This is a genomic window from Paenibacillus sp. FSL R10-2736, from assembly GCF_038000245.1.
GTDB lineage: Bacteria > Bacillota > Bacilli > Paenibacillales > Paenibacillaceae > Paenibacillus_AQ > Paenibacillus_AQ phytohabitans.
Genome location: NZ_JBBOBN010000001.1, coordinates 1849592 through 1864324 on the forward strand (window position 1 = coordinate 1849592; position 14733 = coordinate 1864324).

Below are 14733 nucleotides of genomic sequence, written 5' to 3' on the forward strand. Positions count from 1 at the left end.
AGGGAATCAAGACAATCAAGGGAATCAAGGAATCAAGGAATCAAGGAATCAGGAATCAAGGGAATCAAGGGAATAAAAGCGGCAGCCGGGAATTGGAATTCCCGGGCTGCTGTTTTTTGGTTAAGGATATAGAGGGCTCCCTCTGAATCGGCCGGTGGGTAAACTGCTGGAATGAGGAGCATAAGTGCCCCTGAATCCGCCGGAAGTGGGCAATATGCGAGGGGGAACGAGCCGAATGTATGCGAAAAACCGAATACATTATGCCACTGCGAGGACAAGCGAACCAAATGTATGCGAAAAACCGAATACATTATGCCGCTGCGGAGGGTAACGAACCAAATGTATGCGAAAAACCGAATACAATGTGCCACTGCGAGGGGTAACGAAAAGAGAAAAGGGACAGTCCCAAGTGGCCATTGTATGGCTAATGGGACAGTCCCTTATTAGAATCCGATCTGTTTACTCCCGTTACTCCCGGTTCAGAAATGTCCGGGTCCGCTCCAGCTGCGGGTTGCCGAAGATCTCCTCCGGTGTGCCGGATTCGGCGATTTCGCCGTTATCCATGAAGAAGACGCGGTCGGCCACATCGCGGGCAAAATTCATCTCATGCGTGACAATAATCATCGTCATGTGCTCCTCGGCAAGCTGGCGGATGACCCGCAGCACCTCGCCGGTGAGCTCGGGATCGAGCGCCGAGGTCGGCTCGTCGAACAGGAGAATGTCCGGATTCAGCATCATCGCTCTGGCGATTGCGACCCGTTGCTTCTGCCCGCCGGACAGCATGGAGGGATACACGTCTGCTTTATCGGCAAGACCTACTTTGGAGAGCAGCGCCTCGCTTTTGGCCGTAATATCCTGAACACTTTCCCGCTTCAGCGTTCTCGGGGCAAGCTCCAGGTTACCCCTTACGGTGAGATGCGGAAACAGATTAAAGTGCTGGAACACCATGCCCATGGTTGAGGTGATTTCCCTAATCTCCGCACCGCTGGCATATTTGCCTTTGTCCACGAGCGCCCGGCCGCAGATCAGGATACTTCCGCCGGTAACCTCTTCCAGATGCACAAGACTGCGCAGCATGGTGCTTTTGCCGGAACCGGAAGGTCCAATCACCGCAACGACTTCTCCGGGGTTAACGTCAAAGGTAATCTGTTTCAGCACATCGAGGCTGCCGAAGGATTTCTGCAATTGCGATACTTCAATCATACTACTCATAGCCAAACAGCCCTTCTACTCAAATTTGAAACGTTTCTCCAGTGTCTTGAAGAACAGCGTAAGCACCAGTGTCATCAGCAAATAAATTACGCCCGCTACGACAAAAGGGGTGACCGTGAAATCACGGTTTACCGCCGTTTTGGCGAAATTGAGCAGCTCCGGTACGGCTACGGCGTACAGCAAGGCAGTATCCTTGACCAGGGTTATGGACTCATTGGCTACCGCAGGCAGCGCCACCCGGAACATCTGGGCGAGAATTACCTTGCGTAGAGTCTGCCATTTGCTAAGCCCGAGTACCTTGGCTGCCTCATGCTGGCCTTTATCGATGGAGAGCATTCCTCCGCGGAAGATCTCAGCGAAATAAGCGCCATAATTCAGAATGAATCCAAGGCTGGCCGCGACGAAACGGTCCATGACCAGATATTGCCCAATCACGGGAATCTGCGGCAAGCCGAAGCAGAAGAACAAGAGCTGCAAGAGCAGCGGAGTGCCGCGCATTACGTAAATATACGTATGTGCGATCCAGGCCAGCGGCTTGACGGAGCTTTTGGCCATCAGGGTAACCAACATCCCGAGCGGAATGGATAATACGATCACGATCAGGAACAGCAATACCGTTGTCCGTGCCCCTTCCAGCATCGGTCCGGAAATTTTAATAATATAGTCCATATTCATCTCTTCACCCGACTCCTAAAGGAAACCATCTAGTTAAGTACTTTGTTCTCTCCGAACCATTTGGTGGAGATCTCGGCCGCCGTTCCGTCACTGCTCAGCGCGTCCAATGCCTTCTGCAGCTCCGTCAGCAGATCTTCATTGCCCTTCTTAATCCCTATACCATATTGCTCTGGGGCCAGCGATTCATCCATCAGCTTGTAAGTCTCCGGCTCCTTGGCTATGTAGTATCTGGCCACCACTTCATCAATGACTACTCCATCCAGACGTCCCGACTTCAGGTCTGTCAGGGCAAGCACATTATCGGTGAATTCGGAGACACCTTTAAGCTCTGCCTTAATCGGATTAGCATCCAGGGCATCGGCAGCAGAGGAGAGGCTTTGCAGTCCGACCTCTTTGCCGGCCAGATCCTTAAGCGTAGACAGCGCTGAATCCGCAAGCACGACTACAACCTGGCTGTTCTCCAGATAAGGCTTGGTGAATAACACTTTTTCCTTACGCTCGTCCGTAATGGTGTAGCCGTTCCAGATCATATCAATGCGTCCGCTATTCAGCTCCGATTCCTTGGCAGACCAGTCAATCGGGAGGAAGGTAACTTCTTTGCCCATTTTCTCAGCAGCCGCTTTCGCATAGTCAATATCGAACCCGACAATTTCATTGTTATCATCCCGGAAGCCCATCGGGGCAAACTTATCATCTATACCGATCACCAGCTTACCGTCATTGCCTCCAGAACTGGAGCAGCCTGCTATTATAGCAATCGCCATAATTACCAATAAACCCAATATCCCTTGTCTCTTCATCTCTCTATTCCCCCTAGTAGATTACACGCAGCAGCCTGCGCTTTAGTTCGTTAATACGTTATCAGTTTATCATAATAACATATGATGTGAGTTAATGTCGATAGAGTAGGGGAACACAATTGTGTCGAAAATAAATCAAAGCATGCCGCTCCGCAGACTCTTATTTTATTTATTTTTTCCATTTTATCTCAATTCGTAATCGGATAAGATTCCTGTAACAGGTACACAGGCGGCCTGAAATAAGGAGGAATGTCTAAGGTGATAGAATTGAATAACGGGCAACAATGCTTTTAACCAGGCGCTCACAGAATCACTGGGGTTCTGGGATCAGGTCACACCGGACAATGAAGAGTGGAGATTGAAGATACCAGAGGTTCATCCCAACAAATACATACGGGAGTATACAAGACACCGGTACATTGTAATCCGTGAGACGTTCATGCCATTCGAACTATCGCTGCCTGAGGGGTATGTGCTGGAGAAGATAGATTTGCCGGAGCTGCGGAAAAAGCGGGCGGTAGCTGAACGGGTAGGCTTCAAGCTGGCGGATACCTATCCCTCTTTCACCTCCTATGCTCCTATTGAGAATTTTGCGGATCTTAATGATGACGGCTGGTATGAGTGGGGGGCTTATCTGCAGCAGGCTTCACAGAAAGAGCCCCGGCTGTACCTGGAGTGCCTGCACTGTTACATCAAGGCAAATGCCGTGGAGAAGGCACAAGAAATCGTGCGGGAAATGACCAAGGCAGAGATCGAATGCGATCTGGAAGAATTGAACGGAGCCATTGCGTACTACCGGAGCGAAGGATTATGTTCGGCCTTCAAGGCTCCGGAATGGACGATATGATCAACAGTCTGGTGTACTTCTTCCGGTTATCCCAGTTCGGTCTGTGAATAATTCAGCTTATATTCCTTAGGGCTCATCCCTGTGTATTTGGAGAACACATGAGTGAAATAGGCGGGTGTCTCAATGCCGACGGCTTCAGCGACTTCGAATACTTTACTTGCCGGGTTCCGGAGCAGCTTCTTGGCCATGTCAATCCGGTATTTGTTGATCACGTCGATGATGGACTCACCGGTGACTTTTTTGTACAGGCGGCTGAGGTAGCTGCTGTTGATATGGATATGGTCGGCAATAATCTGCAGGCTCAGGTTCTGATTGTAGTGCTCTCTTATATATTTCTGGCATTCAATAACGATGTAATTAGGCTGTCTGTCACTCCGCGCCACGGCCCTTGAGCAGCTTAGAATCAGGCGTCCCAGGATATCTGCCAGCAGCTGGATGCTTTTGCTCTCCTGAATCTGCTTATACACGGCGGATTGGCTCTCCTCCATCTCCGGTGCGAAGGGCTGGCTTGTGCTCAGCAAGCGGAAGCAATAGGAGCTGATCAGCAGACAGGCTACCTTCACATTCTCAATGGGCTCTTTAATGCTTCTGTAGTTCTCCAGCAGCTGGTCCAGCTGCCGGATGGCCGACTCGCTGTCTCCCTGCTGCAGATGTCCGGCAATCTGCTCGGCGGCATGGTGGGGAGGGGCTGCAGGCGTGAGGGCCTGGTTCGCATGAGGGATATATACAGCCACATAATTATCATTATAAAAGCTGCCCTGCAGCGCCTCTCTCGCTTCAAGATAAGCCGTTGACAGCGTCGATATATCCCGGTGCCGCAGGCTGATGCCGATATTGACATGATATTGCCTGAAGTTCTCCGCCATGGCGAGGATTTCATTGCTGATCGTGAGCAGGGCCTGGGTGGAGACCGCGGTATTGCCGCCGGTCATGGAGACAAGCGCCAGCAGGGTGTTTTTCTCCATGGCCATAATATAAGAGGGATGCTCCCCGAAGGCCAGGGCAAGGAATTGGCGGATGGAGGCCAGGAAGCGGTAATGGTCATTCGCCGGGCTCCCGGCAGAGCCATGGGGTCCGGGTATATCTTTTACCTCCATATAGATGGCGAAATAGTCCTCCAGCTGCAGCCCCAGCTCGCTTGAGCGGCTGAACAGACCGGCTTCATCGCTAATCAGGCCATAGACGGCTTCCCGGAGGAATTTTTCGCTGATTTCGGACAGATTATCGTTGATTTTGCTCTCCAGCTGCCGGACCTTCTGCTTCTGCTCCCGTTCTTTTTCCAGCAGCAGTGTGGCTTTCTCAATCGCCCGGGGAATCTGCTCTGTGGGATTGGTCTTGACTACAAAATCGACGACTTCATATTGAATGGCCGTTTGGGCATAGGAGAAGTCCGCGAAGGCCGTAAGTATAATAACCTTCGTCTGCGGAAAGTGCTGGTGCACATAGTCTGAGAGCGCAAGCCCATCCATTCCCGGCATGCGGATATCCGTGACAACGATATCGACATCGTAATAGCCCAGCAGTTCGACGGCCTCCAGCCCGTTCGACGCCTCACAAACAACCTCGCACTCAAGAATACTCCAATCGATGAAGCACTGCAGCCCTTTTTTGATCACAGGCTCATCGTCTACAATCATAACCTTATACATGTGTTAGTTCCCCCTGATCTGCCGGTATATGTAGAGTGACTCTCGCGCCTGCCCCAGGCTCGCTCTCGACCTCAATGCCATAAGGCTCGCCGTAGAGCAGCTTAACCCGTTTATGCGTGTTGATCAGGCCGATATTGTTGTGGCCCTGCTTGCGCATCGTGTCGCTCTCGAAATGACTCCAATTCTTGGGCACATGCTCAAACCCGCTGCCGTTATCCGTAATCTCGAAATAGACCGAATCATTATCGCGGTAAATGCGGATGTTGATGTTTCCTTTGCCGAGCTTCCGCTCCACCCCGTGCACCACAGCATTCTCGACCAGCGGTTCGACACTGAGCTTGGGCAGCAGCAGATCCAGTATGGCCTCATCCTCGATCTGGATCGTGTACTCCATTTTGTCCTCGAACCTTTCCTTCTGCAGATACAGATAGAATCTAATGAAATCCAGCTCCTGCCGGATCGGGATTTTGGCCAGGCTGTTGGAATAGATGCTTGCCTGCAGCAGCTCAGTGAGGGACGTGACCATTTTGTAAACGGTCTCATCTTTGGACAGCTTTGCCTTATAACCGATGGTAATTAGCGTATTGAACAGAAAATGCGGATTCATCTGAGCCTGCAGAAATTTGAACTCTGACTCTTTGACCAGCAGATGCTTCTCATACACTTCCTTGATCAGATAATTGATTTCGTCAGTCATGTTGTTGAAGGTAGAGCTGAGCTGGTTGAGCTCTGCATCCTTGAAAGCGGGCATTCTGGTGTTGTAATCCCCTTTCTTGACCTTACGGATACTCCGCAGCAGATCGCGGATAATCCGGGTGAAGCGAAGCGACAGCAGGACACCTGCTGCAAGCGAGACGAACGCAATCAGTGCGATAAACCAGATATAATTGTGCATGCTTCCCGATAATTTGGCGAGTACCTGCTTCCTCGGAATGCCGGCAATGAAGGTAAGACCGGTAGTACCGATGCTGCGGGAAGCGGCCAGATAAGTCTCCTGATTAAGCTTGACCTCACTTACTTCCGTATGATCTCTGAGCGCAAGCACATCGGGAGGAACAGTTGAACCTAATTCCTGCTTACCCGCACTAGAATAGATGACTCCCTGGTTATCAATAATGTAGGCTATGGCACCCGGGTATTCGAGCAGTCCGGCATATTCCTCTGCTAAATCAGCTTCATTCGTGCCGAAGATCAGCACCAGGCGCTGCTCGGGAAGATTAATATTGGACATCACCCGGGTGAAATAGAGCGTGGGATCGCCGGGACTTGGCGTCAGGATTTCTTTGCCGCGGACCATTCTGCCGTTAACCGACTGATAGACTGCGAGATTGTTCCGGTTAATCTGCTCAATGTTAGGCGGGGACTTCAGAACGGATACATAGTTGTCGTTATCAAAAAATACATAGGCCGTTGACAGCAAGCTGATATTCCAAGCATTGTTGAACATAAGGCTGTACTTCAAATCCTCTTCCATTTCACTTTTATTGACGAATTTCTTGTAGAAGTCATCGCTCAGCGACATATCGTCGATTAACCAATTTCTTAACATTTTAGTAGAGAGGAAATGCAGGGAGGTATTATCGATAATTTGAAAGGACTTCTCGATATTGTCGTTGGTCTGGCGGATCAGCAGGGACAGATTATCATTAGCATTCCTCGTTAGAATCTGGGAGATGCTCCAATAGAAGTAGCAGCCGGCGAACGTCATCGGAAGCAGAATTAGAAGGAAGATAATAATGACCATTTTATTGCGTACCGGAATTAGGGAGAAACGTCCGAGTAGGGGACGAAGGCTGATCCGTTTCAGGATATGCTGATTGGACATGTTGGTTGCTCCTTGCTGATGAGTCTGTAGTACAGCCATTATATATTCATTTCTTGGCAGCGAATAGCAGAGCCGGGTGAAATCGGGCCGTTTCCGGCCAGATGGTAAAGAAAACGATACAGAGTTAAAGAAATCTGAAAACCCTTACACCCGACCCGCTGCCAAATCAGATTTGCTCAAGATATTATAAAAGATCATGCGGAAAAACGAATTCTTTCCTTTTTTTCTTTGGTCTACAATGAGAGCTGTAAACAACTGTAATCGGCTGCAGGGTGATGCCCTGCCACAAGCCATCATTCTAAAGGGGGATTTATTGTGCAAAAGTCTTTGTACAAAGCGGGCTGTACCTTAGCAGGCATGCTGATGCTGACCATGTCCATTACGGCATGCGGATCAGGGAATTCAGCAGAGAATAATGGAGCGGCCGCAACGGCAGGCTCAGGAAATGCAGCAGCGTCTGCGGCTAAAGCGCCGGTCAAAATTTCTTATCTTACCTTCCGGGTCGGCACGCATGCATCAGCCAAGATGGAGGAAGAGCAGATCAAGCAGTTCAATGCCAAATATGGCAATGAAGTAGAGGTTGTGGTTGAAGAGATTCCAAGTGATGCGGCATACGTGGATAAGATTAAGATTCTGGCAGCCTCCGGGGATGTGCCGGATGTCGTAATGGGCAAGGACGGAATTAATGATGTCCTGATCAAAGGGAATCTTGCAACCCCTTTCAATGATTATTTAGACAAGGATGCGGAATGGAAGGCAGCTATCGGAGAAGATGCACTTGCTTCCAATACCCGGGACGGGAAGATCTGGTCGATCAGCGATCAGAAGCAGAATATCGGCTACTTTTACAATAAAGAAATGTTTGACAAGGCAGGCATTAAGCCGGCGGAGACTTGGGATGAATTCATGAGTAACAACGAGAAGCTGAAGGCTGCAGGCTTTGTTCCGCTCGCCCTGATGACCGGGGAGAATGCCTGGACATCCAACCTGATTCTTGCCGCGATGATCGGTACGAACGGGGAGAACGGCAAGACGTTCATGAACACCCTGCACCCTACCGACTTCAATACGCCCGAAATGATTCAGGCGCTTAATATGATGAAGGAGCTGCTGGAGAAGTACACGACGAAGGATGCGCTTGGAGCGGGATATGCCAATGCAGCGAATGCGTTCAGCCAGGGCAAGGCAGCGATGATTGCCAACGGTCCCTGGATGATTGGAGACTTCAGCGATCCGACCAAATCCAGTGAAGGTTTCGATGCAAAAGTGGGTGTGGCCGCGTATCCGAATAACAGCCTGATTTCCACTTATGAGGTTGGCTATATGATCGGAGCCAAAACGCCGGAAACCCGCGATGCTGCGGAGAAATTCATCAAATTCAAAACAGGGCTTGAAGGACAGACCCTCGCTCTTGAATACGGCAATGTTATGCCGGTATCGAGTGAAGTTCAGCCATCAGATGCACTTAAAGAGAAGTATCCTATCATGGTCGAATCGATCACAGTCGCTCAAAAGACACAGCTGCATTACCGGACCCTGGATTCCATCGTCTATCCGAACGTAACAGATGCCTGGAAGAACCTGTATCCGAAGCTGGCAGCGGGCCGGGCAACGGCTGAAGAGATTGCCAAGGAACTGACGGAAATTGCCGCTAAGAATAAATAAAGAGCAACGTAAGCTGAGGATTGGGGAGGACCATATGGATGGTTAGGAAAAATAGAGGGTATATCACGCTTTTCCTGCTACCGACTGTAGCATTGTTTATTATTGTCTATGCCGTCTCACTTGTCATTCTGTTCGGCACATCCTTTACGGAATGGTCGGCAGGACGCAGCCCGGTGTTCATCGGTCTCGCAAACTATATCAGGCTGTTTACGGACGATGCCGATTTTCGCCAAAGCGCACTGAATACGGGGATCTGGGTCGTGCTGCAATCTACGGTCCACGTTGCCATCGGCACCCTGTTCGCGGTTATTCTCAGTATGAAGGAATTCTACTGGAAGTTTGCCCGCACGGTGTACATGTTTCCGAATATTATCTCGGGTGCAGCCGTAGGTATGCTGTTCCTGTGTATGCTCAATCCTGAATTCGGTGCGGTGAACAGTATCGTCCGTTTATTCGGCAATGCGGATTACTCCCAGAACTGGTTCATGGATTATGCCACGGCTTTTCTATCCGTTACGATGACCTGGCTGCCTTATGCGGCAGTCGTCACGATTCTCATTCTGGCCGAGATTGCGGCCATTCCGGAAAGTCTGTTCGAATCGGCACGTATCGACGGGGCCAGCAATTTCAAGATCAACCTGTACATCATCATTCCTATGCTGCGTAACATTATCGGGACCTGCGTGATTCTGTCGGGAACAAGCATGCTGCAGAAGATGGATATTATTCTAATGACGACAGGCGGCGGACCCGGTAATCAAACGATGAATTTGCCCATTTACATTTACAAAACCGCTCTCATGGACAATAACTTCGGTTATTCCAACTCAGTGGGCGTTTTCCTAATCGGCTTTGGCTTGATCTTTGTCCTGCTATGCCGAAATCTGTTCAGAATAGGCAGCTCCCAAAACTGAATGGAGCGGATGGGGTGAGAGTGTTGAAAAAAAGTTTGGGTGTACTTAAGTATGGATTTGTAATCCTGATTGTCCTGTTGTCGCTGGGTCCGTTCCTGTGGGTGCTGCTGGCATCGTTTAAGACGAATGCCGAGATTCTGAGCAATTCCCTCGGCTGGCCAAGCAGCTTCCGCTTCTCCAATTACACGAAGGCCTTCCAGATCGCGCCGATTTCCCGGTTCTACATCAACAGTGTAATTGTAGGGATTTTTGGAACACTGCTCAATCTGCTTCTGCTCGGAATGGCAGCTTATGTCCTGGCGCGCTTTCAATTCCGCGGTAAAAAGCTGCTGATGGGAGCCTTCTCCCTCTCGCTGCTGATTCCCGGCGCTGCGATGCTGCAGCCGCTGTACTTAACAGTTAACGCACTCGGGCTGTACGACAAGCTGATCGGACTTATTATTGTGTATACCGGCTTTGGATTGCCGGTCTCGCTCTACATTCTATCCAGCTACTTCCTGACGATCCCCAAGGAGATGGAGGAATCGGCTTACCTGGATGGTGCCAGCTTCATTCAGACCTTCTTCCGGATTATACTGCCGATCTCGAAGCCGGGCTTCGGCACGGCGGGAGTCATGCAGTTCCTGCTCTGCTGGAATGAATTTCAATTCGCGATCATTCTGACGACAGGCAATCAGAGCCGGACCCTGCCGCTGGCGCTCTATTATTTCAAAAGCCAGTTTGCCAGTGATTACGGCGTCATGTTTGCGGCTACGATGGTCGTCATCATTCCGAGTATTGTAGTCTATATCCTGCTGCAGGAGCAGGTAGTATCCGGACTTGCTGCGGGAGCGGTCAAGGGATGACGGAGCGGACGGGAATGCCAAGGAAAGATACCGGAGAATTGAGGGGTTGCAGATGAATGAGGATAACCTGTGGTGTCTGAAAGAAAACGGGTATGATGCCGGACTGCATAAGCATTATGAGGGGCTGTTTACCCAGGGGAACGGCTATATGCATGCCCGTGGAAGCTTTGAAGAGGGGTGCAGCGATGCCCCTCAGGATGAGGAGTATCTGCGCTTTCCGGATAACGTCACGCTGGAGAAGCCACGGCATCCGAAGTCCAAGCAGGGGACATTCATCCCGGGCATTGTCGCCCGGCATCCGCTGCTGAAGGAGGAGATTGTTAATCTTCCTTATATGCTGGGGCTTGAATTGTGCTCTGCGGGGGAGAGCCTGGATATGGACCGCTCCCGGATCAGCGGCTACAGACGCTGGCTGGATCTGCGCGATGGAAGCCTTCATCGTACATTAATCTGGGAGACAGCAGAGGGCATGCAGCTACAGTGCACCTTCGAGCGCTACATCAGTATGGCGGATACCCATCTGTGTATCCAGCGAATACAGGTTGAGGTGCTGGCAGGCGAAGGCAGGCTGGAGGCTGCTGCTTCTCTCCGGGGAGATGTACGCACCAATGGGATGAATCATTTTGATAGTGTAGTTCCCACGGCGGAAGTTGGGGGCAGCCTGTCACTTGAAACGCTGACGGAGCAGGGGAACCGGATCTTCATGCACTCTGTGCTTGAAGCCTCTGAAGCGGTGATCTGGCAGGAGGAGAATAGCCTGGTGACGGCTGCTCTCCGGGGTGAATTCGCCATGCAGACCGGGGACCGGCTGACTATCAGTAAGCTGACGGCGGTGACCACGGACCGGGATATGGAGGAGGGCGAAGCCGGCAGCAGAGCGCTTGCGCAGCTTAGCCATGCACGTAAGATAGGCTGGGACCAGCTATATGAACGGCATGCTGCTTGCTGGAAGAGCAAATGGCAGGGGGCCGATATCATCATCAAGGGAGATGATCTGGCGCAATTAAATGTCCGCGCTTCACTCTATCATCTGCTTCGTGCCAACGCACCGGAGGATGCCCGGGTGGCGATTTGTGCCAAGGGGTATGCCGGTGAGGCCTATTTCGGCCGGTATTTCTGGGACACAGAGATCAACCTGCTGCCCTTCTACCTGCACACCAACCCGCAGGCGGCCCGCAATCTGCTTCTGTTCCGCTACAATACGCTGGACGGAGCCAGACGCAATGCGCAGAATTATGGTTACAGGGGAGCAAGGTATGCCTGGGAGTCCTCGTTAAGCGGGGAAGAGCAATGCGCCAACTGGCAATACGCCGATCATGAAATTCATATAACAGCGGATATTGTGTATGCCCTCTACCATTATGTGCGGGCAACAGGCGATCAAGATTTCCTGGAGCACTACGGCATTGATATTCTGGTGGAGACGGCACGGTACTGGTGTGACCGGGTAGACTGGAACCGGGAAGGAGTGGGCGAGCTGCTCGGCGTGATGGGACCGGACGAATATCTGCCCTTTACCCGTAACAATGCCTTCACCAACCGCATGGTCAAATTCAGTCTGGAGCAGACGATTGCCTGCCTGGACAGCCTGCAAGGCAGCAAACCGGACAGCTATGCAGCTGCTGTAGAGCGGCTGGGTATTCGCCCGGAGGAACAAGAGCTGTTCCGGCATACGGCGGAGAAGCTGCGGCTGCCCTATGACAGCGGAACGGGAATTGTTCCGCAGTCTGACGATTTTGCTTCTTATGCAGATGTGGATTTTGCCGGGATCTGGACTGACAGGTCCAGACCCTTCGGCCATTTCATCTCCCAGGAGCGCAATTACCGCTCCAAGGCGCTTAAGCAGGCGGATGTTCTGGAACTGATGCTGCTGTTCCCGCAGGAATTCTCCAAGGAGCAGCTGAAGGCCTCCTATGATTATTATGAGCCGATCACTACCCATGATTCCTCTTTGTCCGTGGCGGTTCACGGCATTGTGGCCTCCTGGCTGAATCAGCCGGAAGCGGCGGCGAATTTCCTGCAGCGGGTGATGGCTATCGACCTTTCGCTAGAGAAGAAGGGTGCTGCCGAGGGGATTCATATCGCCAATTGCGGCGGCTTGTGGCAGCTGATCGTCTACGGGTTAGCCGGTCTGAAGAGTGCGATGTGGAGCAAGGACATTAAGCTTGAGCCGCGGCTGCCTGAGGGCTGGACGGAGCTGAGCTTCCAGCTTGCCTGGCAGGGGGAGCGCTACCGGATCACGATTCATCCGGATGCTCATGAAGTGTACAAGCTGGAAGGGAGGGGCTATGTTGCGGGCACAACCCTTTGAGGCAGCTATCTTTGACCTGGACGGTGTCATTGTCGATACCGCGAAATTTCACTATCACGCCTGGAAGCGACTTGCCGGTGAGCTCGGCTTCGATTTCAGCGAGAGCACTAATGAGCAGCTGAAGGGCGTTAGCCGTATGGAATCGCTTGAACTTCTGCTGCGCTCCGGCGGAATCACAGATCTGACAGCGGAACGTAAGGAGGAGCTGGCCTCCCGCAAAAATGAGTGGTACAAGGAGCTGCTGGAGACGCTTACTCCGGGTGATGTATTACCCGGTGTAAGCAGCTTTCTTGGGCTGTTACGCTCACGCGGAGTCAGAACAGCGATTGCCTCAGCCAGCAAAAATGCTCCGCTGATTCTGGAGAAGGTGAACATCAGGCCGTTGTTTGACGCAGTGGCGGACGGGAACACCATCGGCAGGGCGAAGCCGGACCCGGAGGTGTTCCTGCAAGCAGCCAGGCTGCTTGGAGTAGCCCCGGCCGCTTGTTTTGTCTTTGAGGATGCGGCCGCCGGTGTAGAAGGGGCGATCCGGGCGGGCATGCGCGTGGTTGGTATCGGAGACGGGGCACTGCTTGCCCGCGCCCACCTTACTATCGCCAGCTTCGAACAGCTCGAACCCGTATTTCTGCTTAGCCACATTGGTTTAAACGGTCCCTCCGGAAGGGGGGATTGTTTGAATGAGTAATGAGTGGAAAAGTGATGAGTGCATATGCAATGGGCGAGTATGCATTGGGCGAGTAAGCGATGAGCTAGTAAGCAAAGGGCGAGTAAGTGATGAACGAATAAGCGATGAGCTAATAAGCAATGAACGAATAAGTGATGAGACGAACAGCAACGAGCAAAATAGCAGTCAGCGAATAAGCGAATTGACGCTGGAGCAGCTGCAGCCGGGTACTCCCCAGGTGCTGCCTGGAGGAGGCCTTGTCACCCTGACGCTTGTTACAGACTCCTTCGGCTCGCACATACACCTGTTGACTATATCCAATGGCCGGCTTGTCTTTACCGTGATTCTGGAACGGGGGATGGACATTGGGGAAATCTGTCTGGATGCGGAGAAAATCAGTTGGGAGCGTGAAGAGCGGTACCTGCTCCATCCGGATCATGTAGATCTATCCGACAATGAGCATTCGGGCTGGGATTCAGGCTTCTATGCAGCGGTGGCTGCCATTGGGCCGGAAATCTTCGGTACCCCGGATGAGGTAAGAACCGTCCACGGGACGGGGTCCTATTCCCCGGCGCTGCCGGAATCGGTGCGGCTGACCTGGGATGAGCAGCAGATCTGCCTGGAGGGTAATGTTCCGGTGAGGGGATACGGGCCCTTGCCTGTGTATGCCAAAACAGTCCGGATCATAACCCGCTACGGGGCAGCCAACCTGTTCCGGGAAGACACGGTACGGAATTTAACGGAGGTTGCGCAGCCAGTGGATGACGGGTACCATATTCAGCTGGCGGGAGCGTATATGACGGGTGGGGGGAGTTATATCCTGCCGGTCTCCACCGCAAAAATGCTGCTCCGCGACTCTGCCCCGCCTGAGGTGGACCCGTTAACCATCTACGATTCCGAAACCAGGCTGGACCCGATCCGCTGTTATCAATACGTTCCTGAGCCGGTAGAGGGGCTTGCGGATCTGCCGCAGGTCCGGGACTATTGCGCAGACGGGGGCGGGGAGCAGCTCACGGCCGAGATGCTGGTGAACGCCGGGCAGGATACGGCTGCCTATGTCATTCGTTCCCTGCAATGTTATCCCCGGTCACTAATCGCCAAACGGGCGATCAGTGACTGCATGTATGCGCTGGAGCCATGCAAGACCAGACCCAATTCGCTGGAGCAAAAAACCATAGACGGTGAAGTAGTCTATATCGGCCCCCGCGGCCAGAGCACAGGCTGGATCATCATCGGGGCTTCGCGTGATCCGCAGGAAATCACAACCCTTGCTCACATGATCTGTAGCGCAGCAAAATAACTGATTTATACCCGGAGCATGGACTC

The 14733-nt window shown here is 52.1% G+C and carries 12 protein-coding genes; 7 read left to right on the forward strand and 5 right to left on the reverse strand.

Going from position 1 to position 14733, the window contains the following annotated elements:
- Nucleotides 1–468: 468 nt before the first annotated feature.
- From NSQ73_RS07775 to NSQ73_RS07785, 3 genes are read right to left on the reverse strand one after another with little or no spacing between them, the layout of a single operon-like run.
- Nucleotides 469–1212, reverse strand: coding sequence for an amino acid ABC transporter ATP-binding protein (locus tag NSQ73_RS07775; RefSeq protein ID WP_340986005.1), 744 nt, complete (start codon nucleotides 1210–1212; stop codon nucleotides 469–471).
- A 15-nt stretch (nucleotides 1213–1227) separates the two neighbouring features.
- Entirely contained in the window at nucleotides 1228–1887 is a 660-nt protein-coding gene (locus NSQ73_RS07780; RefSeq protein ID WP_340986006.1) for an amino acid ABC transporter permease, read from the reverse strand.
- A 29-nt stretch (nucleotides 1888–1916) separates the two neighbouring features.
- On the reverse strand, nucleotides 1917–2651 hold the full coding sequence (locus NSQ73_RS07785; RefSeq protein ID WP_373604797.1) for an amino acid ABC transporter substrate-binding protein: 735 nt from the start codon (nucleotides 2649–2651) through the stop codon (nucleotides 1917–1919).
- Nucleotides 2652–3045: 394 nt separating this feature from the next.
- Here NSQ73_RS07785 and NSQ73_RS07790 point away from each other — a divergent pair, with 394 nt between their 5' ends.
- Nucleotides 3046–3534, forward strand: a complete 489-nt coding sequence (locus NSQ73_RS07790) for a hypothetical protein (RefSeq protein ID WP_340986007.1) — start codon at nucleotides 3046–3048, stop codon at nucleotides 3532–3534.
- Between the two features lie 26 nt (nucleotides 3535–3560).
- On the opposite strand, the gene NSQ73_RS07795 is transcribed toward NSQ73_RS07790, so the two are convergent.
- Nucleotides 3561–5183: a response regulator gene (locus NSQ73_RS07795; RefSeq protein ID WP_340986008.1), complete on the reverse strand. Its 1623-nt coding sequence runs from the start codon at nucleotides 5181–5183 to the stop codon at nucleotides 3561–3563.
- Complete coding sequence (locus NSQ73_RS07800) at nucleotides 5176–7008, reverse strand: cache domain-containing sensor histidine kinase (RefSeq protein ID WP_340986009.1); 1833 nt, start codon at nucleotides 7006–7008, stop codon at nucleotides 5176–5178. Before NSQ73_RS07800 ends, NSQ73_RS07795 begins: the two co-directional genes overlap by 8 nt.
- A gap of 315 nt (nucleotides 7009–7323) precedes the next feature.
- On the opposite strand from NSQ73_RS07800, the gene NSQ73_RS07805 reads away from it, so the two are divergent.
- Genes NSQ73_RS07805 through NSQ73_RS07830 form a run of 6 tightly spaced genes read left to right on the forward strand, consistent with a single transcriptional unit; the run spans nucleotide 7324 to nucleotide 14707 of the window.
- Nucleotides 7324–8673 carry an ABC transporter substrate-binding protein gene (locus NSQ73_RS07805; RefSeq protein ID WP_340986010.1) on the forward strand — a complete coding sequence of 450 codons (1350 nt, stop codon included), beginning with the start codon at nucleotides 7324–7326 and terminating at the stop codon, nucleotides 8671–8673.
- Between the two features lie 38 nt (nucleotides 8674–8711).
- Nucleotides 8712–9587, forward strand: a complete 876-nt coding sequence (locus NSQ73_RS07810; RefSeq protein WP_042138964.1) for a carbohydrate ABC transporter permease — start codon at nucleotides 8712–8714, stop codon at nucleotides 9585–9587.
- A gap of 23 nt (nucleotides 9588–9610) precedes the next feature.
- The gene (locus NSQ73_RS07815; protein ID WP_218639451.1) at nucleotides 9611–10432 is read left to right on the forward strand and encodes a carbohydrate ABC transporter permease; all 822 of its coding nucleotides are present in this window, start codon (nucleotides 9611–9613) and stop codon (nucleotides 10430–10432) included.
- Between the two features lie 52 nt (nucleotides 10433–10484).
- The gene (locus NSQ73_RS07820) at nucleotides 10485–12743 is read left to right on the forward strand and encodes a glycoside hydrolase family 65 protein (protein ID WP_340986011.1); all 2259 of its coding nucleotides are present in this window, start codon (nucleotides 10485–10487) and stop codon (nucleotides 12741–12743) included.
- Entirely contained in the window at nucleotides 12721–13428 is a 708-nt protein-coding gene (gene pgmB, locus NSQ73_RS07825; protein ID WP_340986012.1) for a beta-phosphoglucomutase, read from the forward strand. The genes NSQ73_RS07820 and pgmB overlap by 23 nt, the downstream gene beginning before the upstream one ends.
- Nucleotides 13421–14707, forward strand: a complete 1287-nt coding sequence (locus NSQ73_RS07830; RefSeq protein WP_340986014.1) for a DUF4432 family protein — start codon at nucleotides 13421–13423, stop codon at nucleotides 14705–14707. The genes pgmB and NSQ73_RS07830 overlap by 8 nt, the downstream gene beginning before the upstream one ends.
- Nucleotides 14708–14733 lie beyond the last annotated feature (26 nt).

Coding starts and splice junctions, on each gene's coding strand:
- NSQ73_RS07775 (WP_340986005.1), bottom strand. CDS start 1,212: ATGAGTAGTATGATTGAAGTATCGCAATTGCAGAAATCCTTCGGCAGC.
- NSQ73_RS07780 (WP_340986006.1), bottom strand. CDS start 1,887: ATGAATATGGACTATATTATTAAAATTTCCGGACCGATGCTGGAAGGG.
- NSQ73_RS07785 (WP_373604797.1), bottom strand. CDS start 2,651: ATGGCGATTGCTATAATAGCAGGCTGCTCCAGTTCTGGAGGCAATGAC.
- NSQ73_RS07795 (WP_340986008.1), bottom strand. CDS start 5,183: ATGTATAAGGTTATGATTGTAGACGATGAGCCTGTGATCAAAAAAGGG.
- NSQ73_RS07800 (WP_340986009.1), bottom strand. CDS start 7,008: ATGTCCAATCAGCATATCCTGAAACGGATCAGCCTTCGTCCCCTACTC.
- NSQ73_RS07810 (WP_042138964.1), top strand. CDS start 8,712: ATGGTTAGGAAAAATAGAGGGTATATCACGCTTTTCCTGCTACCGACT.
- NSQ73_RS07820 (WP_340986011.1), top strand. CDS start 10,485: ATGAATGAGGATAACCTGTGGTGTCTGAAAGAAAACGGGTATGATGCC.
- pgmB (WP_340986012.1), top strand. CDS start 12,721: ATGTTGCGGGCACAACCCTTTGAGGCAGCTATCTTTGACCTGGACGGT.
- NSQ73_RS07830 (WP_340986014.1), top strand. CDS start 13,421: ATGAGTAATGAGTGGAAAAGTGATGAGTGCATATGCAATGGGCGAGTA.